The sequence below is a fragment of the Marivita lacus genome (genome assembly GCF_014637725.1).
Classification (GTDB): Bacteria; Pseudomonadota; Alphaproteobacteria; order Rhodobacterales; family Rhodobacteraceae; genus Marivita; species Marivita lacus.
This window is the reverse complement of sequence record NZ_BMFC01000001.1, coordinates 146,581-171,867: the sequence shown is the minus strand read 5'-3', so window position 1 is coordinate 171,867 and position 25,287 is coordinate 146,581. Positions and strand designations below refer to the sequence as shown.

The 25,287-nt window shown below is 61.4% G+C and carries 27 protein-coding genes; 15 read left to right on the top strand and 12 right to left on the bottom strand.

From position 1 onward, the window contains the following. Nucleotides 1-912 carry a DMT family transporter gene (locus tag IEV82_RS00880; RefSeq protein ID WP_188480774.1) on the top strand — a complete coding sequence of 304 codons (912 nt, stop codon included), beginning with the start codon at nucleotides 1-3 and terminating at the stop codon, nucleotides 910-912. Here the strand turns inward: IEV82_RS00880 and IEV82_RS00875 are convergent. Continuing rightward, complete coding sequence (locus IEV82_RS00875) at nucleotides 901-1,896, bottom strand: TraB/GumN family protein (RefSeq protein ID WP_188480059.1); 996 nt, start codon at nucleotides 1,894-1,896, stop codon at nucleotides 901-903. The two genes, IEV82_RS00880 and IEV82_RS00875, sit on opposite strands and share 12 nt — an antisense overlap. Nucleotides 1,897-1,977: 81 nt before the next feature. Here IEV82_RS00875 and IEV82_RS00870 point away from each other — a divergent pair, with 81 nt between their 5' ends. Further along, nucleotides 1,978-2,643 (top strand): DUF2161 domain-containing phosphodiesterase, encoded by a 666-nt coding sequence (locus IEV82_RS00870; protein WP_188480058.1) that lies wholly within the window; start codon nucleotides 1,978-1,980, stop codon nucleotides 2,641-2,643. A gap of 11 nt (nucleotides 2,644-2,654) precedes the next feature. On the opposite strand, the gene IEV82_RS00865 is transcribed toward IEV82_RS00870, so the two are convergent. Next, complete coding sequence (locus IEV82_RS00865; RefSeq protein ID WP_188480057.1) at nucleotides 2,655-4,883, bottom strand: vWA domain-containing protein; 2,229 nt, start codon at nucleotides 4,881-4,883, stop codon at nucleotides 2,655-2,657. Between the two features lie 258 nt (nucleotides 4,884-5,141). Here IEV82_RS00865 and IEV82_RS00860 point away from each other — a divergent pair, with 258 nt between their 5' ends. The 8 genes from IEV82_RS00860 (at nucleotide 5,142) to IEV82_RS00825 (ending at nucleotide 12,981) form a co-directional block, all read left to right on the top strand. After that, nucleotides 5,142-6,149 carry an ABC transporter substrate-binding protein gene (locus IEV82_RS00860; protein WP_188480056.1) on the top strand — a complete coding sequence of 336 codons (1,008 nt, stop codon included), beginning with the start codon at nucleotides 5,142-5,144 and terminating at the stop codon, nucleotides 6,147-6,149. A 58-nt stretch (nucleotides 6,150-6,207) separates the two neighbouring features. Then, on the top strand, nucleotides 6,208-7,008 hold the full coding sequence (locus IEV82_RS00855) for an ABC transporter ATP-binding protein (RefSeq protein WP_188480055.1): 801 nt from the start codon (nucleotides 6,208-6,210) through the stop codon (nucleotides 7,006-7,008). Continuing rightward, complete coding sequence (locus tag IEV82_RS00850; protein WP_188480054.1) at nucleotides 7,005-7,769, top strand: ABC transporter permease; 765 nt, start codon at nucleotides 7,005-7,007, stop codon at nucleotides 7,767-7,769. Before IEV82_RS00855 ends, IEV82_RS00850 begins: the two co-directional genes overlap by 4 nt. Nucleotides 7,770-7,940: 171 nt before the next feature. Continuing rightward, complete coding sequence (locus tag IEV82_RS00845; protein WP_188480053.1) at nucleotides 7,941-8,252, top strand: co-chaperone GroES; 312 nt, start codon at nucleotides 7,941-7,943, stop codon at nucleotides 8,250-8,252. Between the two features lie 54 nt (nucleotides 8,253-8,306). Continuing rightward, nucleotides 8,307-9,947 carry a chaperonin GroEL gene (gene groL / locus IEV82_RS00840; protein ID WP_188480052.1) on the top strand — a complete coding sequence of 547 codons (1,641 nt, stop codon included), beginning with the start codon at nucleotides 8,307-8,309 and terminating at the stop codon, nucleotides 9,945-9,947. Nucleotides 9,948-10,172: 225 nt separating this feature from the next. After that, complete coding sequence (locus IEV82_RS00835) at nucleotides 10,173-11,027, top strand: DMT family transporter (RefSeq protein WP_188480051.1); 855 nt, start codon at nucleotides 10,173-10,175, stop codon at nucleotides 11,025-11,027. 39 nt (nucleotides 11,028-11,066) lie between these two features. Next, nucleotides 11,067-11,846, top strand: coding sequence for an esterase/lipase family protein (locus IEV82_RS00830; RefSeq protein WP_188480050.1), 780 nt, complete (start codon nucleotides 11,067-11,069; stop codon nucleotides 11,844-11,846). Continuing rightward, nucleotides 11,836-12,981, top strand: coding sequence for an alpha-D-ribose 1-methylphosphonate 5-triphosphate diphosphatase (locus IEV82_RS00825; protein ID WP_188480049.1), 1,146 nt, complete (start codon nucleotides 11,836-11,838; stop codon nucleotides 12,979-12,981). Before IEV82_RS00830 ends, IEV82_RS00825 begins: the two co-directional genes overlap by 11 nt. A 9-nt stretch (nucleotides 12,982-12,990) precedes the next feature. On the opposite strand, the gene IEV82_RS00820 is transcribed toward IEV82_RS00825, so the two are convergent. The 3 genes from IEV82_RS00820 to IEV82_RS00810 form a co-directional block, all read right to left on the bottom strand. Next, complete coding sequence (locus IEV82_RS00820) at nucleotides 12,991-14,061, bottom strand: 5-(carboxyamino)imidazole ribonucleotide synthase (protein WP_188480048.1); 1,071 nt, start codon at nucleotides 14,059-14,061, stop codon at nucleotides 12,991-12,993. 5 nt (nucleotides 14,062-14,066) lie between these two features. Then, on the bottom strand, nucleotides 14,067-14,561 hold the full coding sequence (purE, locus tag IEV82_RS00815; protein WP_188480047.1) for a 5-(carboxyamino)imidazole ribonucleotide mutase: 495 nt from the start codon (nucleotides 14,559-14,561) through the stop codon (nucleotides 14,067-14,069). Nucleotides 14,562-14,636: 75 nt separating this feature from the next. Further along, nucleotides 14,637-14,861: a YdcH family protein gene (locus tag IEV82_RS00810; RefSeq protein ID WP_188480046.1), complete on the bottom strand. Its 225-nt coding sequence runs from the start codon at nucleotides 14,859-14,861 to the stop codon at nucleotides 14,637-14,639. Nucleotides 14,862-15,024: 163 nt separating this feature from the next. On the opposite strand from IEV82_RS00810, the gene IEV82_RS00805 reads away from it, so the two are divergent. Together IEV82_RS00805 and IEV82_RS00800 are read left to right on the top strand one after the other, a co-directional pair. Then, nucleotides 15,025-15,438 carry an Hsp20 family protein gene (locus IEV82_RS00805; protein WP_188480045.1) on the top strand — a complete coding sequence of 138 codons (414 nt, stop codon included), beginning with the start codon at nucleotides 15,025-15,027 and terminating at the stop codon, nucleotides 15,436-15,438. 3 nt (nucleotides 15,439-15,441) lie between these two features. Next, nucleotides 15,442-15,669 (top strand): DUF1150 family protein, encoded by a 228-nt coding sequence (locus tag IEV82_RS00800; protein ID WP_188480044.1) that lies wholly within the window; start codon nucleotides 15,442-15,444, stop codon nucleotides 15,667-15,669. Between the two features lie 77 nt (nucleotides 15,670-15,746). On the opposite strand, the gene IEV82_RS00795 is transcribed toward IEV82_RS00800, so the two are convergent. Continuing rightward, nucleotides 15,747-17,462: a bifunctional sulfate adenylyltransferase/adenylylsulfate kinase gene (locus IEV82_RS00795; RefSeq protein ID WP_188480043.1), complete on the bottom strand. Its 1,716-nt coding sequence runs from the start codon at nucleotides 17,460-17,462 to the stop codon at nucleotides 15,747-15,749. A gap of 269 nt (nucleotides 17,463-17,731) precedes the next feature. Here IEV82_RS00795 and IEV82_RS00790 point away from each other — a divergent pair, with 269 nt between their 5' ends. Beyond that, entirely contained in the window at nucleotides 17,732-18,781 is a 1,050-nt protein-coding gene (locus tag IEV82_RS00790; RefSeq protein WP_188480042.1) for a cytochrome-c peroxidase, read from the top strand. Nucleotides 18,782-18,850: 69 nt separating this feature from the next. Here the strand turns inward: IEV82_RS00790 and trxB are convergent, their stop codons facing one another. Then, nucleotides 18,851-19,858, bottom strand: a complete 1,008-nt coding sequence (gene trxB / locus IEV82_RS00785) for a thioredoxin-disulfide reductase (protein ID WP_188480041.1) — start codon at nucleotides 19,856-19,858, stop codon at nucleotides 18,851-18,853. A 206-nt stretch (nucleotides 19,859-20,064) separates the two neighbouring features. On the opposite strand from trxB, the gene IEV82_RS00780 reads away from it, so the two are divergent. Further along, entirely contained in the window at nucleotides 20,065-20,565 is a 501-nt protein-coding gene (locus IEV82_RS00780; RefSeq protein WP_188480040.1) for an Lrp/AsnC family transcriptional regulator, read from the top strand. A 17-nt stretch (nucleotides 20,566-20,582) separates the two neighbouring features. Here the strand turns inward: IEV82_RS00780 and IEV82_RS00775 are convergent, their stop codons facing one another. The 5 genes from IEV82_RS00775 to lgt form a co-directional block, all read right to left on the bottom strand. Continuing rightward, nucleotides 20,583-21,362, bottom strand: coding sequence for a Hint domain-containing protein (locus IEV82_RS00775; protein WP_188480039.1), 780 nt, complete (start codon nucleotides 21,360-21,362; stop codon nucleotides 20,583-20,585). Nucleotides 21,363-21,601: 239 nt separating this feature from the next. After that, nucleotides 21,602-21,754: a hypothetical protein gene (locus IEV82_RS00770; protein ID WP_188480038.1), complete on the bottom strand. Its 153-nt coding sequence runs from the start codon at nucleotides 21,752-21,754 to the stop codon at nucleotides 21,602-21,604. A gap of 137 nt (nucleotides 21,755-21,891) precedes the next feature. Continuing rightward, nucleotides 21,892-22,647 carry a peptidoglycan editing factor PgeF gene (gene pgeF / locus IEV82_RS00765; RefSeq protein ID WP_188480037.1) on the bottom strand — a complete coding sequence of 252 codons (756 nt, stop codon included), beginning with the start codon at nucleotides 22,645-22,647 and terminating at the stop codon, nucleotides 21,892-21,894. Beyond that, on the bottom strand, nucleotides 22,644-23,720 hold the full coding sequence (locus IEV82_RS00760; protein WP_188480036.1) for a class I SAM-dependent methyltransferase: 1,077 nt from the start codon (nucleotides 23,718-23,720) through the stop codon (nucleotides 22,644-22,646). Before IEV82_RS00760 ends, pgeF begins: the two co-directional genes overlap by 4 nt. Next, nucleotides 23,717-24,601, bottom strand: coding sequence for a prolipoprotein diacylglyceryl transferase (gene lgt / locus IEV82_RS00755; RefSeq protein WP_188480035.1), 885 nt, complete (start codon nucleotides 24,599-24,601; stop codon nucleotides 23,717-23,719). The genes IEV82_RS00760 and lgt overlap by 4 nt, the downstream gene beginning before the upstream one ends. 93 nt (nucleotides 24,602-24,694) lie before the next feature. Between lgt and IEV82_RS00750 the strand changes: the two genes are divergently transcribed. Then, entirely contained in the window at nucleotides 24,695-24,940 is a 246-nt protein-coding gene (locus IEV82_RS00750) for an accessory factor UbiK family protein (protein ID WP_188480034.1), read from the top strand. Nucleotides 24,941-25,287: the final 347 nt, after the last annotated feature.

The window sequence follows — 25,287 nt, the reverse complement described above, 5'->3', positions numbered from 1 at the left end:
ATGACCGAAGCACGTCGCGGCCATCTGGCGATGCTGGCCTTTTCGGCTTTGGTGGCCGGATCGTTTTCGTTGGGGTCGATGGCCGCGCCGCATATCGCGCCCGAGGCGTTGAACGCCGTCCGCTTCGTGATTGCAGCGGTCATTCTGGCCGTTCTTGTTTTTTCGACCGGCGGCATGGACCGATCCGCCTTGCGCGCGCCGTGGCGGTACCTTGTGCTGGCGCTTTTTCTCGTGGCCTATTTCGTCCTGATGTTCGAAGGCCTGAAAACCGGGGCGCCGGTGTCTATGGCTGCCGTGTTCACGCTCACACCCCTGCTTGCTGCCGGGTTCGGCTGGATGCTCTTGCGGCAGGTGCTGACGGGCCGCATGGCAATTGCACTGACCATCGGAGGGATCGGGGCGCTTTGGGTGATCTTCCGGGCGGACCTGTCGGCGCTTCTGGCCTTCGGGATCGGCCGCGGAGAAATGGTCTATTTCGTGGGCTGTGTCGCGCATGCGGTCTATGCCCCGCTGGTGCCCAAGCTGAACCGGGGCGAACGGCCTGCAGTCTTTACCTTTGGCGTTCTGGTGGCGGGGGCGGCGTTGCTGTTGATCTTCGGCTTTCCGTCCCTGATGAACACGGACTGGGCGGCCTTGCCTCCGGTTGTCTGGGTGACCATCGCCTATACGGCGGTGTTCGCCAGTGCGCTGACGTTTCTGTTGCTGCAATATGCCACCATGCGGATCCCGTCGGCCAAGGTCATGGCCTATACCTACCTGACGCCAAGCTGGGTGATCCTTTGGGAAATGGCGCTGGGCCGCCCCTTGCCGCCTGTCCTGATCCTTGTTGGCGTCTGCATGACGATGGCGGCGCTTGCGCTCTTGCTCAAGGATGACAGCCAGGTGCGTGGGCGCGTCGCGTCAGAAGGGTAGCCGCTCGAGCGTGAACCCTTCGGCTTCGAGCAGCGCAAGCACGCCATCCTGACCGGGCAGATGGGCTGCCCCGAAAGCGGCGATGACCGTGCCATGGGCCTGCGTCGCCTCGAGCAGAACCGGAATCCATGCGCGGTTCCGGTCGATCAGCAGTTCCTGTTCCATCGTGTCAAAGATATTGGCTGCCGCCTCCGCCGCGATGGGGCTGTAGCGTGCGGCAAGGATCGACGACATGGCCCAGCCTTCGGCAGCAGCCTCGTCGAAATAGCTTGCGAGCAAAGTCGCAAAGAGATCCTCGCTGATCGCCGGATCGACCAGTGCCGACAGCATCATGTCGATCTGCATCGCGCGCGGCTGATCGGCAAAGGCGGCAAAGATGGTTTCGACATCTTCCAGCGCCGCACGCGGGACATCGGCCGCGATCGCGATCTCTTCGATCCGGGCATCCATGCCGCCCTCGGACAGATCGGTTGCGGATGCACAGGGCGGGATCGCCAGAAGAACAGACACGTACCACGGCTGAAACCGCGCCGCCATGAAGGGCGGCAGACCGCGGGCGTTCAATGCCTCTGACATCTGGTCCCAGTCCGCTTCGTCCAGCAGCTCGGGCAGGGTGGTGTCTTGCATCAGCAACAGGCTGGGATCGGTCATCAGCCGGTCTTGCAGCGCAAGCTCGTCTTCACTGGTCATTTCCAGCAGCAACAGGTCTGCGTTTTCGATGGTGTCTCGCAGGCGGCTCACCGGACCATCGAGGCGCGGATCGGCCAGATGCATCGTCCCGATCAGGTGCAGCGTCGCCGCTCCGCGCGTCGCTTTCCAGTGGTTGCCTTGCGCAAAAGGCGTGTCCCTGATTTCGGCGTCCAGACGCGATTGCTCCTCAGGACCAAGCGTCTGGCGCAGATCGTTGCCGGAACAGGCGGCAAAGGCAGGCTGTGTCAGACCCAACCCAAGGCAGCACAGCAGCGACAGCAGACGTATGATCATCGAGGCATCCTTTCGTCTTCGTTCCTGTCAAAGCTAGGTGTTGCGCTTGTCAGCAGCAAGACAGTCACGCATTTATGGCGGATGGAGCGTGAAGCCGATCTCTATCCGCATGTGAAGGCCTTTTTCGAGGCGCAGGGCTATACCGTGAAGGGCGAGGTTGGCCCGGTCGATCTGGTGGCACTGCGTGGTGACGAGGAGCCTGTCGTGGTCGAACTCAAGCTGCGGCTCAACCTGACGCTGTATCATCAGGCGGTAACGCGGCTTCGGCTGACCGACCTTGCCTATATTGCTGTGCTCAAACCCTCCGGCCGCATGGCGCGCCGTGCCCTGCGTGAAAACAGGATCATGTGCCGTCGCCTTGGTCTGGGGTTCCTCACGGTCCGCGCGGATGGTGTCGTCGAGGTGCACTGCGACCCCGGCCCCTACGTTCCGCGCCGCACCAAGGCCAAGCGCGATGCGCTGTTGCGGACGTTTCACAGGCTCGAGGGCGACCCGAACGCGGGCGGCGCAACGCGGCACGGGATCGTCACCGCCTACCGGCAGGATGCGCTGCGCTGTGCGATGTATCTGGCCGAAACCGGAGCCGAGAAAGGTGCCATCGTGGCCAAGTCGACAGGGGTGCCGCATGCCACAACGCTGATGCGCGACAATCACTACGGCTGGTTCCGCAAGGTCGAGAAAGGCGTCTATGCCCTGACGCCGCAAGGGCGTCAGGGGTTGGCGGATTGGGGCGAAAGCCTCGGCTAAAGAGGACCGCTTTATTCGACCTTGATCGGGCGGGATGCGATGCTGTCCCGGTCCTGACGGATGAAATACTGCACCACATAGTCACCCGGCGTGTCGGGAAGCGTGATCGACACCGGGCTGCCGTCGCGGGTATAGGCCCAGCTTTGCCACTGCGCGCCGCCGCTTGCACCGACAAGACCAACGCCGATGTAATCCTCCTTGTAGTCTGGCCCGGTCCATCCAATCTCGATGGTCGATCCTGCGGCTGCCGTTTCGGGCGCGGTCAGCGTGGCGGTGACAGGGGTCACCGTGATCGGAATTTCCGCAATTGCACTCCTGTCCTGACGGACGAAATACCGGATGAGGTACTCACCGGGTGTCGCCGGCACCAACAGCTTGGTCGGGGAACCGTCGCGCGTGTAGGTCCAGTTTTCCCACTGGGCACCGCCTTCCGCATCCGCCAGCCCGATCCCGATATAATCCTCGCGATAATCCGGCCCGGTCCAGGCCACTTCGATGGTCGATCCCATCGGGGCCTCGGCCGGTGCGTCGAGCGTTGCCTCAACCGGTCGCAGAGAGATGGGCACCGACACCAGAGGCGTACGATCCTGACGCTGGAAATAGGTGATCAGGTAGTCGCCGGACTCTGTCGGCATGACGAGTTTGAGTGGGTTGCCCTCTCGGGTGTAGGTCCAGTTCTCCCAGGATGCGCCGCCTTCCGCGTCGACGCGCCCGATGCCGATATAGTCATCGGTGTAATCCGGCCCGGTCCAGCCAATCTCGATTGTCGATCCGGCCTCGGCCTCGCTCGGGGCGATGATCTGGGCGGTGACGTCGGTGGCTGTAAAGGCGATGGTGGTCAGGGGCGTTCTGTCCTGCCGCATGAAGTAGGTGATGGTGTAGTCGCCGGGTTCTGCCGGAACGGTCAGTTTCAGTGGCGATCCGGTGCGGGTGTAGGTCCAGTTCTCCCAGGTTGCGCCGCCTTCGGCACCAACCTTGCCGATGCCGATATAGTCGTCTTGGTAGTCCGGACCTGTCCAGTCCACCAGGATCTCGGATCCCGCAGGCGCTTCGGCCACGGTCTGCAGCGTTCCTGTGGCCGGTGCGACCATGATTTCGGCCTCACCCAGCGGTTCGCGCCCGTCGCGCTTGAAATAGCGGATCAGGTGCGGGCCGGGCGTTGGCGGCACCAGCAGGTCAACCGGGTTGCCATCAGCGGTGCGGGTCCAGTTCTGCCATTGTGCCCCGCCTTCCGCATCTGCGGCACCGATGCCAATATAGTCGTCCTTTTCGTTCGGCCCGACCCAGCCGACCTGGATCGTGCTGCCGGCAACGGCCTCGGCCGGGGCAAGAACGCGGGACGTTTCCTTGGGTTCGGGAAAGGCGATCTGAACGGTTGCCGTTTCTCCGATGGCCACGAATTGCCGGCTCATCTCGGTCTCGAGCGACAAGCTGTAGGCGATGGCGGTGTAGGACCCCTCGGGCAATTGCAGATCGAGCGGATTGCCTTCGGTATCGCTCAGCACGGTTTCAGTGTTGCTGGTCAATTCCCAGAGAACCGGGCCCGACACGAGATTGTCGCTGCCTTCGATCACTGCGGAAAGCGCGGTTTGCACCAAAACGGGTTCCGGCTCGGGTTCGGGCGCTGCGGCGACCTGCGTCAGGGCGGCGGTCAGCTGGTCGGCAGTATCAGCGGTCAGGAACTGCCCGCCGGTTTCATCCGCGATGCACTGCATCTGGGCCAGCGCCTCGGCATCCGATCCGATATCGAAGCCGATCACATGGGCGGTGAAATCAATGCCCGCCTCTTCGAGAAGCCGTGCCGCGGCGCAGGGATCGGGATTGCAGGTTTCGACCCCGTCACTGACAAGGATCACCGTTGCCTTTTCCTCGGTATAACGCAGCGCCTGCGCGGCAGCGATCACGGCGTCGGTCATGGGGGTCTTGCCCAGCGGCTTGATCGCGTTCACCGCGGTTGCGATCTGCGCGGCGGTGCCGGGCGCGGGGGCGACGACCGTTTCGATGTCGGTGCATTCGCCGCGTTCGCGGTGGCCGTACACCGTCAGGCCAAGCCCTTGTTCTGCCGGGAAATCGGACAGAAGGTTACCCACGACATCTTGCGCAATGGTGATCTTGGCCACGCCATCCACCTGACCCCACATGGAGCCGGACCCATCCATCACAAGAACCGTGTTCGGCTGGTCCTGCGCGCTGGTCATCGTGGCAAAAGCGGTCAGGGAAAGCGCAAGCACTCGTCGCATCTGTTCATCCTTAAATCTTGTCGTTGAATGGAAGAAAGAAAACCACGTTGCCGACGCGCTGCCCAGCATTTCGTGACACAGGAGCAAAGAAATTTTCTGCTTGGTAATGATCCCGTTATTGCCTATTTGTTGCGCAACTGAGACAAAAAAGAGCAATAGCGCTGCGCTGCTGCACAGAAGCTGCGCAAACAACACGGTTGGCATTCCGTTTACGCCAGTGGTGACGCAGCGTGGCGCGGACGAAATGAGGATACTCACATGCTGAAAAAGACTCTCGTGGCTGTTGCCGCAACACTGGGCCTGACAGGGGCTGCCTTTGCTCAAGCGGATTTTCCGTTCGCGCTCGACTGGAAATTCGAAGGACCGGCGGCACCGTATTTCGTGGCCATCGACAAGGGCCATTTCGAAGAGGCCGGCCTGTCTGTTGAAATCTCGGCGGGGCAAGGCTCGCTCGACGCGATCCCGAAAGTCGCCACGGGCGCATTTCCGGTGGGCTTTGCCGACATCAACTCGCTGATCAAGTTTCTCGATCAGAACCCCGGCGCGCCTGTGACCGCCGTCATGATGATCTATGACAAGCCGCCCTTTGCCATCATCGGTCGCAAGTCGCTTGGCGTCGAAGTGCCCAAGGATCTCGAAGGTCGCGTGCTGGGCGCACCGCCCCCCGATGGCGCATGGGCGCAGTTCCCAGCCTTTGCCATTGCCAATGATCTGGATGTCTCTGCCATCACGGTCGAACCGGTCGGTTTCCCGACCCGTGAACCGATGCTCGCCGAAGGCAATGTGGCTGCCATCACCGGGTTTTCGTTTTCCTCCTATCTGAACCTTGTTCGCCTTGGTGTGCCAGAGGAGGACATTTCCACCATCCTGATGGCGGATTACGGGTTGGAGCTTTACGGCAACGCGATCATTGCAAACACCAATTTCGCTGCCGACAATCCCGAGCTGATCACGGGCTTTCTTGCTGCGATTGCCGCTGGCTGGAAAGACGCGATTGCCGATCCGGACATGGCCATCGCCAGCCTGATCGAACGGAACCCGGCAGCGGACGCAGAGCTTGAAAAGCGCCGTCTGGAGCTTTCGATAGAGGCCAATGTCGCCACCGATTTTGCCCTTGCGAACGGCATGGGCGGGATTGATGACGCCCGCATGGCCAAGGCGCTGGAGCAGATCGCCCAGACCTACGAGTTCCAGAACGAACCGGATGTGAGCCTCTATTTCACCGACGCCTACCTGCCCGACGCAAGCCTGCGTATGTTGAAATAACTCACCCAACGGGCCGGTCGTGATCACCATGGTCGGCCCTTGAATACGGACGGTGTGCGTGTCGGACAATCTTATCGAAATCAAGGGCGTGCGACACGCCTACCAAACCAAGTCCGGGCCTTTGCCTGTGCTGGACGGGCTGGAACTAAGTGTTCCCGAGGGAGGCTTCGCGGCGGTCGTCGGGCCATCGGGCTGCGGCAAGTCAACGTTGACGCGGCTGATCGCTGGGCTGATGAAGCCCGATCACGGCGAGGTCTGGCTGCATGGCGAGTTGGTCAAGGGGCCGAAATCGACCGTGGGCATGGCTTTCCAGAACCCGGTTCTGCTCGAATGGCGGACCATCCTGCAAAACGTCATGCTGCCGCTCGAGATCGTGCCGACCAAGTTGTCGAAACGCGAAAAGGAAGACCGGGCGCGCAGGCTTCTTGCGCTGGTCGGTCTGGAAGGGTTCGAGGACAAGCGCCCCAGCGAGCTGTCCGGCGGAATGCGCCAGCGCGCGTCGCTGTGCCGGTCGATTGTCCACAAACCCGAAGTGCTGATCCTTGACGAGCCGTTTGGCGCGCTGGACGCGTTCACCCGCGAAGACCTTTGGCAGACCATGCACAAGGTCAAGGCCGAGGAGCCGTTTACCGGCGTGTTGATCACCCATGACCTGCGGGAGTCGATCTTCCTTGCGGATCAGGTCGTCGTTCTGTCGGGCCGACCTGCAAAGACGCAATACGTGATGGATGTGCACCTGACGGGTCAGCGCGACATCGAAAACCTGTATACGCCCGAGTCCGCAGAGGCGCTGAACATCCTGCGCCGCCAGATCCAGATCGCGCAGGGACGCACAGACGAACACGAGGACGGCCGATGAACCTGCGCAACATCCTTGTCCCGGTTGCCGCGATCCTGGTGTTCGGCATTCTTTGGGAGCTGCTTGTCTGGGCCAACGACTGGCCGAACTACGTGATGGCATCGCCTTCGGACCTGCCGCCCGCCTATACCCAGTATTGGGAGCTGTTCATCGTGATGGGCTGGCAGACCCTGTGGCGCACGGTGGTCGGGTTGGTGCTGGCGATTGCCTTTGGCGTGTTCCTTGGCATGATCATGGGCTTTTCGCGGCTGATGCGCGATGCGCTTTATCCGCTGCTGGTGGGGTTCAACGCGATCCCAAAGGCCACGGTCGTGCCCATCGTGGCGCTGCTTTTCGTGGGCGACCACAACTTCAACACCATCCTCATCGCCTTCATGATCTCGTTTTTCCCGATTGCCGTTTCCGTGTCGATCGGGCTCAGCACGCTCGAGCCGGAATACCGTGATATCCTGCGCTCGCTCGGCGCGTCGCGGACAACGATCTTCTGGAAGATCGCGCTGCCCAAGACCTTGCCCGAATTCTTCGGGGCGCTGAAGGTCGCGGTCACGCTTGCTTTCATCGGCACCAACCTGATGGAAATCGTGTCGCCACATGGGCGGGGGCTGGGGGCGCTGTTCGATTCCGGCAAGACGAATTCGGATTACCCGTTGATGTTCGCGGTCCTGATCGCGCTCGCCCTGATGGGGATCGTGCTTTATTACGTCGTGGTCGCTCTGGAAAAGATCTTTGCGGGCTGGGCGGAACGGTCGCCGGGCTACTGAATACAAGCCCCATTGACCCCCTGATTTCGTGAAAAATTTACAATTGAGCGTGTTGACTCACGCTTTCGCGATGCCTAGTTATCCGCCGTTAGCACTCGTCTACGGAGAGTGACAACAGTCCTTCGGAAACGAGGGGCTTTTAGTGGAAACTTTGAGCAAGGAGACTCGAAGATGGCATTTAAACCGCTTCATGACCGCGTGCTGGTCCGTCGCACAGAAGGTGACGAAAAAACTGCTGGTGGCCTGATCATCCCAGATAGCGCCAAAGAAAAGCCGGCAGAAGGCGTGGTTGTTGCGTGTGGCGATGGCGCGCGCAAGGACAGTGGCGAGCTGATCGAGATGGCTGTTGCAGCCGGCGACAAGGTCCTCTTCGGCAAGTGGTCGGGCACAGAAGTGACGGTCAATGGCGAAGAACTCCTCATTATGAAGGAGTCTGACATCCTCGGCATCATCACGGACGACGCAGCCGCAAAAGCTGCCTGAACGCCCGTCTTGGTTCCAAACCAGAAACTCTGACTAATTAGTGGAGACTACGAGATGTCTGCAAAAGACGTAAAATTTAGCACGGATGCCCGTAATCGCATCCTCAAGGGTGTCAACATCCTCGCCGACGCGGTGAAGGTGACACTCGGCCCCAAGGGCCGCAACGTGGTTCTGGACAAGTCGTTCGGTTCGCCGCGGATCACCAAGGATGGTGTGTCTGTCGCGAAAGAGATCGAACTGGAAGACAAGTTCGAGAACATGGGCGCGCAGATGGTGAAGGAAGTCGCTTCCCGCACCAACGACGAGGCCGGTGACGGTACGACTACCGCAACCGTGCTTGCGCAGGCCATCGTGAAAGAAGGCATGAAGTCGGTCGCAGCGGGCATGAACCCGATGGACCTGAAGCGCGGCATCGACCTCGCGACGTCCAAGGTTGTCGAGGCTATCAAGGCAGCGTCCCGCCCGGTCGAAGACAGTGCCGAAGTGGCACAGGTCGGCACGATTTCCGCCAATGGCGAAGCCGAGATTGGCCGTCAGATCGCCGACGCGATGCAGAAGGTCGGCAACGAAGGTGTCATCACCGTCGAAGAGAACAAAGGCCTCGAGACCGAGACAGATGTCGTCGAAGGCATGCAGTTCGACCGTGGCTACCTGAGCCCCTATTTCGTGACCAACGCAGACAAGATGACCGCAGAGCTTGATGACTGCATGATCCTGCTGCACGAAAAGAAACTGTCCTCGCTGCAGCCGATGGTTCCGCTGCTCGAGCAGGTGATCCAGTCGCAGAAGCCGCTGCTGATCATCTCGGAAGACGTCGAAGGCGAAGCGCTGGCGACCCTCGTGGTCAACAAGCTGCGCGGCGGTCTCAAGATCGCAGCGGTCAAGGCACCGGGCTTTGGCGATCGTCGCAAGGCGATGCTGCAGGACATCGCGATCCTGACCGGCGGTCAGGTCATCAGCGAAGACCTCGGCATGAAGCTCGAGAACGTGACCATGGACATGCTTGGTTCGGCCAAGAAAATCCAGATCAACAAGGACACAACCACCATCGTCGATGGCGCAGGTGAGAAGTCCGAGATCGAAGCGCGCGTGGCCCAGATCCGCAACCAGATCGAAGAGACCACCTCTGACTACGATCGTGAAAAGCTGCAGGAGCGTGTTGCGAAACTCGCAGGTGGCGTTGCAGTCATCCGCGTTGGCGGCATGACCGAAACTGAAGTCAAAGAGCGCAAGGACCGCGTTGACGATGCTCTGAACGCGACACGCGCGGCCGTTCAGGAAGGTATCGTTGTCGGTGGTGGTGTGGCACTTGTTCAGGCTGCCAAGACACTGGCCGGCCTTGAAGGTGCCAACAGCGACCAGAACGCCGGTATCGCCATTGTCCGCAAGGCACTGGAAGCACCGCTGCGCCAGATCGCCGAGAACGCAGGCGTCGACGGTTCCGTCGTTGCAGGCAAGATCCGCGAAAGCAATGATCTGAAGTTCGGCTATAATGCGCAGACCGACGAATATGGCGACATGTTCAAGTTCGGTGTGATCGACCCGGCCAAGGTTGTCCGCACCGCGTTGGAAGACGCGTCCTCGATCGCAGGCCTGCTGATCACCACCGAAGCGATGGTGGCCGACAAGCCGCAGAAAGAAGGCTCCGGCGGCGGCGGCATGCCCGACATGGGCGGCATGGGCGGCATGATGTAATCACCGGATGTCCTTCGGGATGTCTGGCGGTGAAAGCTGCAAGATCTAGAGCAAAGGCGCCCTCGGGCGCCTTTGTTTGTTTTCGGGGATTGTCCCCAGCTCGGTCTTGAACGGTGCCAGAGATTCTTCATGCGAAGAATCTTGGGCCCGGGCCCCCAAACACGGGCGCTCCCTCAAGCGAAAATGGTGTCTGGTCTCTGTCACCGTGACGCGGTAGCCACGCACATGCATATCCTTGTGTTGACCATCCTCACCCTGATCGCGTTCGCCTCGAACTCGATTCTGAACCGTGTGGCGCTCGCACATGCCGATATCGACCCGGTCGCCTTTGGCGTTGTCCGTCTCTGCGCCGGAGCGGTGATGCTGGCGGGCCTCGTGCTCTTGCGGGATCGCAGGCTTGCACTGGGTGGGGACGGGCGGGCCGTCGGCGTGTTGTCTCTTTTTGTCTATATTTTCGGGTTCTCCCTGGCCTATCAAAGCCTTGATGCCGGATTGGGCGCATTGATCCTGTTCGGCCTTGTGCAGATCACGATGTTTGCCGGTGCCCTGATCGGCGGCGAGCGGCCGTCCGCACGGCGCTGGGCAGGCGCAGGCGTCGCCTTTGGAGGGTTGGTCTGGCTGCTTTGGCCGGGGCACGCGGCTGCACCCAGCCTGTGGCATGCAAGCCTGATGGCGGTTGCCGGTATCGCTTGGGGGATATATTCGCTCAACGGGCGCCGCACATCGGATGCGCTGGGATCGACGGCAGCAAATTTCTGCATCTCCGCGGGCTTGGCCCTTGCCGGAGCCCTTGTGGCGGTGGTGTTTTTTGACGGCATTCACCTGTCCTCGGCAAGCCCGTTCGGCCTGTCCATGGCGATCCTTGCGGGTGCCGTGACCTCGGGCATCGGCTATTCCATGTGGTACACCGTTCTGCCGCATCTGCGGGGCAGCACGGCGGCGATCACCCAGCTGACCGTCCCGGTCATTGCAATCGCCGGGGGCGCGGTGCTGTTGTCGGAAACCGTGACCAGCCGCCTGATCGTGGCGGCACTACTGGTTCTGGGAGGTGTGCTTCTGGCCGTCACGTCGCGGCGCTAGGCTCTTTATCATCTCGGCCGCAACGCGTATCTGACGGGCATGCTCCGTACCCTTGTCCTCTCCATCGCAACCGTCCTCACCCTTGCGGCTGCCAGTCCCGTACGCGCGGATTGTATCGTGTTGCTGCACGGTCTGGCTCGCACCGAGACCTCGTTCGGGTTGATGCAATCCGTGCTCGAAGCCAAGGGCTACACGGTCACTGCCCCGGGCTATCCGTCGACCACCGCCCGCATCCAGACCTTGGTCAAGGAGACACTGCCAGAAGCCGTTGCCGACTGCGGCGACGAACGTGTGCACTTCGTCACCCATTCGATGGGGGGTCTTCTCCTGCGCTTCTGGCTCAAGGACCATCGCCCTGCGAATCTGGGTCGTGTGGTCATGCTGGCTCCGCCCAATCAGGGCAGCGAATTGGTGGATCAACTTGGGGGGCTGGAGCTCTTCGAGTGGTGGAACGGACCGGCTGGGCAACAGCTGGGCACGTCGCCGAACGACCTGCCGAAATCGCTACCGCCGGTGGATTTCGAACTGGGGGTGATCGCCGGAAACCGGTCGCTCAACCCGTTCTTTTCGAACCTCATTCCGGGGCCGGATGATGGCAAGGTGTCGGTCGAGTCGACCAAGGTTGCCGGTATGCGCGCACATCTGACGATGCCCGTGTCCCATACCTTTATCCTGCAGGCGCCGTCAGTCATCGCGCAGGTCGATCTTTTCCTGCGCACCGGTCGGTTTGATCCCGAACTGGACTGGACCAAGGCGATCAATTCCAGGGAACTGGTCTGCATGTTCGGAAGGTGTCCGAAGGTGTCTAATGAGCCTTGAATGTACGCTTGTCGGCGCGAAAACCCTTGGGCCTGACGGGTGGAGCGATGCGCCCGTGTGGCTCGCGGATGGCCTGTTGGTGTCTGAAAAAGCCGGGCGTGCGGTCGATCTGTCGGGCTACCTCGTCCTGCCTGGGATCGTCGATCCACATGGCGACGGCTTCGAGAGGCACATGGCCCCGCGCCGTGGTGCGCTGCGCGAGGCGGAACATGGCGTCGTTGCCACCGCGTCAGAGCTTGCAGCAAATGGCATCACGACTGCCGTGCTTGCACAATTCTTTTCCTGGGAAGGCGGAATGCGCGGCCCCGATTTCGCCGAGCATGTATTCGACAGCGTGTCTGCGGTGCGCAACTCGGTAGCGGTGGACCTCCAGCTGCAACTGCGGCTTGAAACGCATCTGCTGGACGATTTCGCCCGAGCAGAAGCCGCCATCGACCGCTACGGCATCGGCTATGTCGTCTTCAATGACCATCTCCCGCACCAGCGGCTGTCCGAAGGGCGCAAGCCGCCCCGATTGACCGGACAGGCGCTGAAAAGCGGCCGCAATCCCGAGGCTCATCTGGCCCTGATGCAAGACCTGCACGCGCGGTCCTCTGAAGTGCCTGCGGCGCTGGATGCGTTGGCGGCACGGTTGAAAGCCAAGGGCGTTGTGCTGGGCAGTCACGATGACAGCACGACCGAGGATCGCACCGTTTGGGCGCAGCGCGGCGCATCGGTCAGCGAATTTCCCGAAACCCTCGAGGCGGCGCAAGCGGCGCGCGATGATGGCGGGCATATCGTTCTCGGCGCGCCCAATGTCGTGCGGGGAGCCAGCCATGCAGGCAACATCGCCGCTGCGGATCTGATCGGGCAGGGGCTGTGCGATGCGCTGGCGTCCGACTATCACTACCCGTCGCCGCTCCGTGCTGCCTTTCGGCTCGAGGAGTTGGGGTTGTGCGATCTGGCCACCGCGTGGTCGCTTCTGTCCGCCGGACCTGCGCGTCTGCTGGGGCTTGTCGATCGCGGTTCGCTTGAACCGGGCAAACGGGCCGACCTGATCGTGGTCGATCCGCACACGCGGCGGGTCGAAGCAACGATTGCAGGCGGTCGCATGGCGCATCTGACCGGCACGGTGGCCGAGCGGTTCATGCGCTGAGGAACATGCTCAGCCGCGCTTGACGTGGTTCACATGGCCCATCTTGCGCCCCGGTTTCGTGTCTGCCTTGCCGTAAAGGTGCAGCGCACAATCCGGCCTCTTTGCCAGTTCGGGTACACGGTTCACGTCGTCGCCGATCAGGTTTTCCATCACCACATCCGCATGGCGCTGCCCGTCGCCCAGGGGCCAGCCGGTGATCGCGCGGATATGCTGCTCGAACTGATCGACGGTGCAGCCATTCTGTGTCCAGTGCCCCGAATTGTGCACGCGCGGCGCGATTTCGTTCACGATCAGGCCGTTTGGCGTCACGAAAAGCTCGACGCCCATCACACCCACGTAATTCAGCGCGTTGGCGATCTTGGCCGCCAGAAGCACGGCATCGGTGCGCTGGCTGGCTGTCAGGCGGGCGGGAACCGTGGTTGTCCGCAGGATGCCGTCGCTGTGCACGTTTTCGCCGGGATCAAAGGCCGCAACCGCACCATCAAGGCTGCGCGCGGCGATCACCGAGACCTCGTGCGAGAAGTCGATGAAGCCTTCAAGGATCGCGGGCCCCCCCTTCATGTCGTCCAGCGCCTGCGCGGCATCGTCGGGCGACATGATCCGCGCCTGTCCCTTGCCGTCATAGCCGAACCGCCGGGTTTTCAGGATCGCCGGTGTTCCGATCTTGCCAAGTGCCGCGTGCAGGCTGGCCGCGTCCGTGATGTCGGCAAAGGGCGCGGTGCGCAGGCCAAGGTCCTGCAGGAATGTCTTTTCGGTCAGACGGTCCTGACTGACACGCAACGCCTCGCGCCCCGGATGGATGGGGGCAAGATCCTGCAAGAGATCAAGCGCGGCAGTCGGGATGTTTTCGAACTCGTAGGTGATGATGTCCACGCACCCACCGAAGGCGCGCAACGCGGCCTCGTCCTCATAGGCGGCGGTCGTCACCTGATCGGCCACCTGACCCGCCGGAGGATTGGCGCCGGGCTCATAGATGTGGCAGCGAAAGCCAAGACGGCTGGCCGCGACCGACAGCATTCGGCCCAGTTGCCCACCGCCGATGATGCCGATGGTCGATCCGATGGGAAGCGCAAGTGACATGGGTCTTATCCGTCGTCTGAAGGTGCGTCAGGGATGGAGGCGGAGAGATCGGCGCGCCACTGGTCAAGGCGGGCTGCCAGCCCCGCATCCTGCAAGGCAAGGATACCCGCAGCCATCAGCCCGGCATTGGCGGCACCCGCCGCCCCGATGGCCATGGTCGCCACGGGAAATCCGCGCGGCATCTGAAGGATGGAATAGAGGCTGTCGACACCCGAAAGGGCTTTGGTCTGCACCGGAACACCGATCACCGGCACACGCGTTTTCGACGCCATCATCCCCGGCAGATGCGCAGCACCTCCAGCACCCGCGATGATCACCTGCAAGCCACGGTCCACCGCCGTCTTGCCATAGTCCCAAAGCCGATCCGGCGTGCGATGCGCCGACACGATCTTGGCCTCATATGGCACGTCCAGCGCGTCGAGCATGTCGGCGGCGTCCTTCATCGTCGGCCAGTCGGACTGGCTGCCCATGATGATGCCTACTTTGATCGGTTCTGACATGACCGTGATGCCTCTTCAGGTGATCGAAGCGCGCACTATAGCCAGATCGGATCCGGGGGCAACTCGGAGCGGTGCTCAGGCGATGATATCCGGCAACAAACGGTCTTCGATCTGTGCGATCTTGTCCTTGAGCATCAGCTTTTTCTTCTTCAGCCGCTGCAAGGTCAGCTGATCCGCCGTCCCTGTCTGCTGCAACGCGCGAATGGCATCGTCCAGATCGCGGTGCTCCCGCCGAAACACCTCGAGTTCGACCCTCAGGACATCGTCTGTTTTCATTGACAGATCTGTGGGAGCATTCATGACGCTGCTTGGTCCTCGAAAGTGACTGAGAGCAAGAGGATAGCCGTTAAATGCGATTCCGCATAGCCCTTGCGTCTTGTCGGCTGCGTCCCCATATTTCCTACAGGCTGGTCGCCATAACGGGGCCGCGCCAACACAGTCGCTTATGCAAAAGGACGTGTCGATGACGAAATTGACCTTGGGGTCCTATCCCCATCTGCTGGGCTTCGAACAGCTTGAGCGCCTGCTGGAACGCACAGCGAAATCCGGCAACGAGGGATACCCCCCCTTCAATATCGAACAAACGTCGGAGGGGGCATACCGCATCACGCTGGCCGTTGCGGGTTTTCGGGAACAAGATCTGGCTATAACCGTTGAGGACAGACAGCTTGTCATCCGAGGTCGACAACAGGATGACAGCGCCGACCGGGTTTTCCTGCATCGCGGGATCGCCGCACGCCAGTTCCAGCGCAGCTTCGTGCTCGCCGATGGTGTCGAGGTGGGCGAGGCGATTATGGAGAACGGGTTGCTGCACGTCGATCTGACCTTGTTGCGTCCCGAGACCGTGGTTCAGACAATCCAGATCAAGAAGGGGTAGACCATGAATACGCCGTTCGATTTCAAAGATGCAGACCAGTCCAACCTTGTTTACGTGCGCCCGGTGGAAGTTGCCGATTTGCCAGACGAAGTGCGCGACGAGGTTGGAGATACGAAAACCATCTACGCCGTCCACCGCGCGGACGGAGAGCGTCTTGCGCTGGTCAAGGACCGTAATCTTGCGTTCATGCTGGCGCGGCAAAACGACTTCGCGCCCGTCACGGTACACTGACGGGGCGCGTGTCGCACCAGTGCCCGAACGTGGGCCAGGCAATATCAAAAGGCCGGGCGAAAGCTCGGCCTTTAAGTTTACTGCCCGGCGATCAACCCAAGGCTTTCAAGCTTCAGGATCACCTGATGCGCGCAGTTGTCGACTTCGACATTCTCGGTCTCGACGCGCAGTTCGGGATGTTCCGGTACATCGTAAGGATCTGAAATCCCGGTGAATTCCTTGATCTTGCCTTCGCGCGCCAGCTTGTAGAGCCCCTTGCGGTCACGGCGTTCGCATTCCTCGAGGCTGGTGGCCACGTGGACTTCGATGAACGCGCCGAACTGTTCGATCTCTTCGCGCACCGCGCGGCGGGTGGTGGCGTAGGGTGCAATCGGGGCACAGATGGCGATGCCCCCGTTCTTGGTGATCTCGGACGCGACATAGCCAATGCGGCGGATGTTCAGATCGCGGTGTTCCTTGCTGAAACCAAGCTCCGACGACAGGTTCTTGCGGACGATGTCGCCATCCAGAAGCGTCACCGGACGGCCCCCCATCTCCATCAGCTTGACCATCAGAGCGTTGGCGATGGTGGATTTCCCCGAACCCGAAAACCCGGTGAAGAAAACGGTAAAGCCCTGCTGCGACCGCGGCGGGCGCGTCTTGCGCAGCTCGGTGACAACTTCGGGAAAGCTGAACCACTCCGGAATATCCAGACCTTCGGCCAGACGGCGGCGCAGTTCGGTGCCCGAAATATTGAGAATGGTCACGTCGTCCTTGTCGGCGATCTCGTCCATCGGTTCGTATTGCGCGCGTTCCTGCACATAGACCATGTGTTTGAAATCGACCATTTCGATGCCGATCTCGGCCTCGTGCTCGCGGAAGAGATCCTGCGCATCATAGGGCCCGTAGAAATCCTCGCCCGCCGAATTCTTGCCCGGTCCCGCGTGATCGCGGCCAACGATGAAATGGGTGCAGCCGTGGTTCTTGCGGATCAGCCCGTGCCAGACCGCCTCTCGGGGGCCGGCCATGCGCATCGCAAGGTTCAGAAGGCTCATCGTCGTGGTGGCCTGCGGGTACTTGTCCAGCACCGCCTCGTAGCAGCGCACGCGTGTGAAATGGTCCACGTCACCCGGTTTGGTCATGCCGACAACCGGATGGATCAGCAGGTTCGCCTGCGCTTCCTTGGCGGCACGGAAGGTCAGTTCCTGATGCGCGCGGTGCAGCGGGTTGCGGGTCTGGAAGGCCACAACCTTGCGCCAGCCCAGCTTGCGGAACAGCGCCCGCAACTCGTTCGGCGTGTCGCGGCGACCACGGAAATCGTAATGTACGGGCTGCTGAATGCCTGTCACGGGACCACCCAGATACACCTTGCCCGCCGTATTGTGCAGGTAGTTCACAGCCGGATGCGCGTCGTCATCTGCGCCGAACACCTGTGCCGCCTCATGCGCCTTGTTCGGAACCCAGCGGTCGGTCACGGTCATTGTGCCAAGGATCACGCCCTCCTGATCGCGCAGGGCGATGTCCTGACCGATCTCGAGCTTTTCGGCAAACGCCTCGGACACGTCCAGCGTGATCGGCATGGGCCACAAGGTCCCGTCCGCGAGGCGCATGGTGTCGACGACGCTGGTGTAATCTTCCTCGCTCAGGAACCCTTTGAGCGGGCTGAACCCACCATTCATCAGGAGTTCCAGATCGCAGATCTGGCGCGGCGTCAGGTCGTGGCTGACAAGATCGCCGGCCTCCTGCTTGAGCTTCTGCGCACTGTCATAGGAGACAAACAATTCGGAAATGGGGGCAAGGTTCTGGGGATACATAAGGCTGCTCACTGTCCAATTTTGCGCGGTGGTTACGCCCGGTCGGGATGGAAAGTCCAGCAATGCGCTGCCCAATTCGACAAAATCAGGAAATTGTGCGGAATTTACGCCAGTTTGATAGCAGCCGTGCCGGAAGGCCCGGATTTGATGGAACGCTATCTTTCCTGTTTTCTTGTCCGTCAGTTGATCCGGGTCAATGCCCCGGGTCTGGACGCACTTTAAAAGGAGCATGCGCGCGAACATGACCTAACCAGAGGACGATCCGTACAATGCCCAATCCGAGACACACTGCCACCCTCGCCATTTCGCTGCTGGCGATTGCGCAAGGTGCCGCCGCATCCAGCGAGCTCCGCGAAACTGCGCTGGACATCTTTTCGCCTCTCCCATCGACGATGCCATCGCTCAACGACAACCGGATCACACCGGAAAAGATCGACCTCGGTAAGGCGCTTTTCTTTGATCCGCGCATGTCGGCGTCGGGTGTGTTTTCCTGCAACTCGTGTCACAACCTTGCCACTGGCGGCGACGACAACATGCCGGTGTCGATCGGTCATGGCTGGCAAAAAGGTCCGCGCAACTCTCCGACCGTTCTGAACGCGGTCTTCAACGAAGCGCAATTCTGGGATGGCCGTGCGCCCGACCTTGCCGAACAGGCCAAGGGCCCGGTCCAGGCAGGTGTCGAAATGGCGAACACGCCGGCCAACGTGCTTTTGACGCTGAATTCCATGCCGCAATACGTGGAGTGGTTCCAAGCGTCTTTCCCGGAAGAAGACGATCCCGTCAGCTTTGACAACTTCGCCAAGGCGATCGAAGCCTATGAGGCGACCCTGATCACACCATCCCCCTTCGATGCGTGGCTCAATGGCGATGACGGCGCGATGACCGAACAGGAGGTGCGTGGGTTGCAGACCTTCGTCGATGCGGGCTGTGCATCCTGCCATTCGGGCATCAACCTCGGTGGCAACGGGTATTATCCCTTTGGTCTTGTCGAACGTCCGGGCGCCGACATCCTGCCCGAAGGCGACAAGGGCAGGTACATGGTGACCGAGACCGTGGACGACGAATACGTCTTCCGGGCGGCACCGTTGCGCAACATCGCGTTGACCGCCCCTTACTTCCACTCTGGCGTGGTCTGGGACCTGCGCACCGCGGTGGAGATCATGGCAAGCTCGCAATTGGGGGCCGATCTGAGCGAAGACGAAGTCACCGACATCACCGCCTTTCTGGGCGCGTTGACTGGCGAGATGCCCGAAGTGGTCTACCCGATCCTGCCGGTGGAAACCGCCGACACGCCAAAGCCGACCGGCGAGGTGCGCTGAACCGGAAAAGGCCGGTCGTGTTCGCCCGACCTTTGCTGAATCAGACGGGCAGGGGAAACTCTGCCCGTTTCAGTGAGCGCCTTCCTTGACCGGCGCGCCGTAGCCCAAGGGTTCGGTCATGTCCTTGCCGGAATCGTCGCCCTGTTCCGCCAGGAAACGTTCGGCTTCCAAGGCCGCCATGCAGCCCATGCCCGCCGAGGTGACTGCCTGACGGTATTTGTGGTCGGTCAGGTCCCCTGCCGCGAACACACCGGGGATCGAGGTTTCAGTGCTGTCGGGCTTGGTCACGACATAGCCGCCCATATGGGTTTCAAGCGTATCCTTGACCAATTCGTTCGCCGGGGCGTGGCCGATGGCAATGAACACACCCTTGCAGGGGATCTCGGTGATCTCGCCGGTATCGACATGCTTGACGCGCACGCCTTCGACCCCTTTGGGCATGTCGGTGCCGAAAACCTCGTCAAGTTGATGATGCCACAGCGTTTCGATCTTCGGGTTCTTGAACAGCCGATTCTGGAGGATCTTCTCGGCGCGCAATTCGTCGCGACGGTGGATCAGTGTCACCTTGGACGCAAAATTTGTCAGGAACAGCGCCTCTTCCACAGCCGTGTTGCCGCCCCCGAAGACGACAATTTCCTGACCGCGATAGAAGAACCCGTCACAGGTGGCACAGGCCGACACGCCAAAGCCCTTGAACGCATCTTCCGACGGCAAGCCAAGCCACTTTGCGCGGGCGCCTGTCGCAAGGATCAGCGCATCGGCTGTATAAACCGTGCCGCTGTCGGATTGCGCGGTGAAGGGGCGCTTGGACAGGTCGAGCGAGGTGATGAGGTCGCCGATGATCTCCGTACCCATGGCGCGGGCATGAGCCTCCATGCGCACCATCAGGTCCGGTCCCTGAACCTCGGTGTCGCCGGGCCAGTTCTCGACCTCGGTTGTGGTGGTCAACTGGCCACCCGGTTCCATGCCCTGAACAAGGATGGGGTCCAGCATGGCGCGGCTTGCATAGACGCCGGCGGTATATCCCGCAGGGCCGGAGCCGATGATCAAAACCTTCGTGTGACGTGTGTTGGACATGGGGGCAGCCTCGCATCAAAGCAGTAGGTGACTCTTCTTCGTGCTGGATATAAGCCTCCAGGTCACGGTTCGCAAATCAATGAGGGGTGACAGCCCATCGCATCGGACCGCATATCGAATGTTTAAGATTGTTGCGCAGCGTTGAAACAATATTGCGCACCACTTGCGAGTGCTATAATAATACTGAAAAAGCAGGGGTGCTCAGAATGCCGTCACATCGGTTGGATCCTATAGATCGCAAGATATTGGCCGAACTGCAGGCAGATGGTCGGATGACCAATGTGGAACTCGCGCGCCGGGTCGGAATTTCCGCACCGCCCTGTCTGCGCCGTGTCCGAACTCTCGAGGAACAGGGCTTTATTCGCGGCTACCATGCCGAGGTCGATCCCCGCGAACTGGGCTTCGAAGTGCAGGTCTTCGCGATGGTCGGTCTGCAAACCCAGGCCGAAGCCGATCTGCGCGCCTTCGAGGATCGCTGCCGCAGCTGGCCGCTGGTGCGCGAATGCCACATGCTCAACGGTGAGGTCGATTTCATCCTGAAATGCGTGGCACCCGACCTGAGCACTTTCCAGAGCTTCTTGACCGGTGATCTGCTGACCTCGCCCAATGTGGGCAGCGTCAAGACATCCCTCGTGATCCGTGGCGCCAAGGACGAACCCGGCGTGCCTTTTGACGTTCTCGAAGCGCGGTTGGGCGAAAAGGCCTGACAAACCGCGCCGCTAACTCAAGCGACGCGCAGGGTTTCGATGACACTCCGCGTCGTGCGCGGGAAAGCCAGATCTCCGAACGCTTCCAGATCCTCGAGATGCGGGAACATCGATTGCAACATCGCGCGCACCGATGTGCCGATTTCCGCCGCTGAAATGCGGCCCGGATGGTAGCTTTCCAATTCGTGCCCGTTGGCGCGAATGATGCCGTGACGGCGCAGCGCGACATGATACAGCTGCACCGGACCTGGCGGGGTGATCTTCAAAACCCGGTCACCATCGACATAATCGCTGGCCGGGGCCAGAACCGCATCGCAGTTCAAAAGATCGCTAAAGCGATCCTGACGGATCACCATGCGGGCGGCAGGACCAAGCAGAAGATCGCTCTGGTCCATGCCAACCCCCGGCAAACGGAGCAAATGTGTGAGAGAGGTCGTCTCGCCGCCGAAATCCGGCAGGTAGGGCGTGCTGCCGATCCACACCACAGGCTGTGGGCCGCGATGGGTTTCGACCAGATCACCGGGGATCAGGTCTTCCACGGCAATCGGACCCATCACTGTGGAAATGAGCGTCCCGCGCGCAAAGGCCGACGCACAGGCTTCGAACGTGGAAGAGGCGGGAACGGTGAAACTGGAGTCGGATACGGTCTGGTCCGGAAGGAGTGCGGCAGCCTCGATGGTGCGGGTGAGAGGAAGGTCGCGTCGAGGCTGCCCGTCGAACGTGGCAACTCTATCGGTGGAAATGGCATAGGCGTTGAAGTCAGTCACCGCGATGCGATCGGTCGAGGTCTGAGCCATGTGATACCTTTTACGTCAGGTCACATCCGCGTTGGCCCCCACCAACAACACCAGAAGGACGGTGCAATTTCATCAGGGGAAAGATGGCTCAATCAGGGTTGATTCGTCAAAAAACAACGAAAATTGGCCGCGAAATCGCGGCCAATTCGCTGACAAGTGGGGGATTGTCGTGGTGTCTGGAACCGTATCGCCACAATTGGGGAGGATTGAGGCAGTCGGGCCGTGTTCCGATGTCGTGATCAGGCGTGCTTGCGCGCCGGTTGATTGGCCGCTTCGGCCTTGATGCGGTCGAACATCGCCTTGCGGGCCGCACCACGCTGGAACGGCAGGACCGGCAGCTCCTCTTTCGAGGTTGCGACGACAGAGGCGATGAATTTCGAAGTGCGCGACATTGGACTGCTCCGGTGGTGTTCCGTTGTTTCTTGATCCCAAATAACCCGCGCAATTGGGCGCGTTTGTGACCAAACGTGGACAATCCCGGTGTATTCCTGTGATTGATTGGGGCACCGCGCCAATGGCGCTGCGGATGCTAAAGCCGGATCACTGAGATCAGACGTCCGTAATCGGCCTCTCGGGCATGGGTCGCGCGACGGTAGGAATAAAAGCGGTCTGCGTCGGAATAGGTGCAATGCCGTGTCCATTCCGCGTTCACGCCTGCGCTGCGCAGCTTGAACAGCCCGAAACCCGGCAGGTCAAAATGAAACTTGTCGTCCGTACCGTTGACGAAGAACCGCGCGTATTGCGCATCTTCGGCCAGGAACGTGTCAAGGAATTCCGGCCCGACCTCGTAGGCGCGCTGGCTGATGCTGGGTCCGATCACGGCGGTGATTGTTTCGCGTGTCGCACCAAGCGCGACCATCGCCTCCACCGTCGCCTCGAGAACCCCGTCCAGCGCCCCGCGCCATCCGGCATGGGCCGCCCCGATCACCCCGGCATCAGGGTCCGCGAACAGCACCGGTTGGCAATCCGCCGTCAGCACCCCAAGGGCCACCCCCGGCGTTCGCGTCACCATCGCATCCGCTTGTGGTTTCGGCGCATCCAGAGGCCCGTCGACCTGTTCGACCCTTGCAGAGTGAACCTGATGCACACTCACCAACCGGTCGCTCGGAACCTGCATCGCATCGGCGACACGGCTGCGGTTGATGGCCACGATCTCGGACTGGTCGGATGACCCCGCGCCGCAGTTCAGCCCTGCAAACACGCCGGACGACGCTCCACCGCGGCGGGTGAAGAACCCGTGGCGCAAGGGGCCGAGGCTGTCTGACGTAATGATTTCCAGCGTCATGGATCCAGTCCGGGCGGCGGCGACTCGGTGGCGGGGTAGAGCCCCAGCACTTTGAACAAGGAACCCATTTCGTCGGGGTGGGTCAACCGCCGATGTGCAGCGACATGCGCGGCCAGCGCGTCACCCGTCAAACCCTTGGCAAGGCTCTGGGCGCGAGGCGTGATGCCCAAACGCTCGAGGAACGTGCCCTGATCGGTCAGCTGACTTGCGGCACATCCGGCGATCAGTGCGGCGCGGGCCAGCGCCTCGAAATCCACATGCGCGGTCAGATCGGCCCGGCCCGGCTCGGCAAACGGGTCAGTCGGGCGATGGCCGCGCACCGCCTGGAACGTGTCGCCCTTTGAATGCCAGCCGCCGTAGTCGATGATCAACGCCATCCCGCACTGGTTCGCGATCCGGGCTGCGATGGCATCGATCACCGCACTTCCCTGCGCACAGGTCTCGACCAGCGCACCCGGCTCGGTATCCTCCAGACGGCTGTTCAGCGCCTCGATGGGGGCTGCATCGCTCAGCCCGCGTTGCAGGTTACCTTCCGCCGACAGCCCCACCATGACCTCGCGCCAGCCTTTGGCGTCACGCTGGAACTGGCGGATCGGAAGGGCGTCGAAAAATTCGTTGGCGATCACGTAGACGGGCATGTCCTCGGGCAAGGTGTCCGCCGTGTCATGCCATATGGGCCGATGCGCGGGCAGGGCAGCGGCTTGCAGGTCGCGCATCCGCGCGGACGCTTCGACAAGGTGCAGATCTGCCGCCGCGTGAAAACCCGGCACCTGCAGTGTCGCGCGCATCACATCCGCGATCAACGTGCCGCGCCCCGGCCCAAGCTCGACCAGCGCAAAGCGGTCCGGCGCGCCCTGATCCAGCCAGGTCTGCGCAAGGCACAGCCCGACCAGTTCGCCGAACATCTGGCTGATCTCGGGCGCGGTCGTGAAATCCCCGTCCACCCCCAGCGCATCCTGCGTCGTGTAATAGCCATGCTCCGGGTGCAGCAGGCAGGCCGCCATGTACTGCGCGAGACTCAAAGGCCCGGTCACCCTGATTTGCTTGCGAAGAAGGTCGGCGAGGGCAGTCATGCGCGTCTTGCTGTCATCCACAGGTACAGCCCGATGGCGATCATCGGCACCGACAGGATTTGCCCCATGGTCAGCCCGTATCCGCCGATATGCCACGCAAGCCCCAGCGGATTGCCCTCCGAGATGAACTGCGCATCGGGCTGGCGGACAAATTCCACAACGAACCGGCCCACTCCGTACCCACTGATGAACACTCCGGCGATCTGCCCCGGTGCCTTGAGCGCACCGCGCCGGAAGGCCAGCCACAGGAGCACGGCACCCAGCAGCAGCCCTTCAAGCAGCGCCTCGTAAAGCTGCGAGGGATGGCGCGCGCAGACCTCGCCAAGCGCCTGGCCGCAAGCCTGTGCCGCCTGACCCGGAAACTGCACACCCCAGGGCAGGTCGGTCGGACGGCCCCAAAGCTCTGCATTGATGAAATTCGACACCCGTCCCAGCAACAATCCCGGCGGCGTGGCCAGCGCCATCATGTCCGCGGTTGGCCGCAACGGAAGACCCTCACGGTGGCAATAGATCAGGGCGGCAACGATCACCCCGATCAGACCGCCGTGAAACGCCATCCCGCCCTGCCAGATCGCAAGGATTTGCGCAGGATTGGCGAGGTAGTAGCTTGGCTGGTAAAACAGGACGAACCCGATCCGCCCGCCCAGAATGACCCCGAGGATCACCCAGGTCAGCAGCTCTTCCACCTGTTCGGGGCGCATCGGCGGTGTGGTCTGGGCCCAAAGCGCGGGCCGTTTCACCGCCGCAACGGCGATCCGCCATCCGATCAGGATGCCCGCGATATAGGCAAGCGCGTACCAACGCAGCGCGAACTCGATCCCGAAAAGCGAGATCGAAAACAGCTCTGGCGAGACATTCGGAAAGGGTAAGCCGGTCGACATGCGCGCAGATGTTCACCGCTCTGCGGCGAAGTCAACCTTGTGCCGCGCAGGTCTGCGGCCCATATAATGAACAAGCAAACGCCGGAGGCAGACATGCAAACCCGTAACAAGGTATTCGAAGACATTTCACAACTCATGACCAACGCCATGGGCGTGGCACAGGGCGCGAAAGAAGAGGCCGAGACCGCGATGAAATCGCTGATGGATCGCTGGCTGGCGGATCGTGATTTCGTCACGCGCGAAGAATTCGACGCCGTACGCGCCATGGCGATGAAAGCCCGCGAAGAAAACGAAACGCTCAAGGCGCGCCTCGACGCGCTGGAAGCTGCCCGGAAGTAACACCACCTTGTTTCGGGGCCGGGGCGACGCCTTGGCCTCGTCTCCGGTCTTCGGACCATACCCCATCGGCCCGCATCCCGCGAAATTGCCGCTCTCCCGATCATGCGTGACACAAAGCCACCGGCACTGCCGACGTGGCTTTCATGCATGCATAAAAAATGAACATGGGATCTGAGGCAACAGTGTGTCCATTAAGCCGCATTCGTGATGCCGTCGCGTCCCGGTTTCGCCGCGTGCCAACATCAAAGGGGCTTTCTTGTGGATTTATCCACAAGTTGTGGATACTATTCGCACTCAACACATCTGGTAGACTTCTCCACAACTTATTGAGACCGTCACGGAAAATT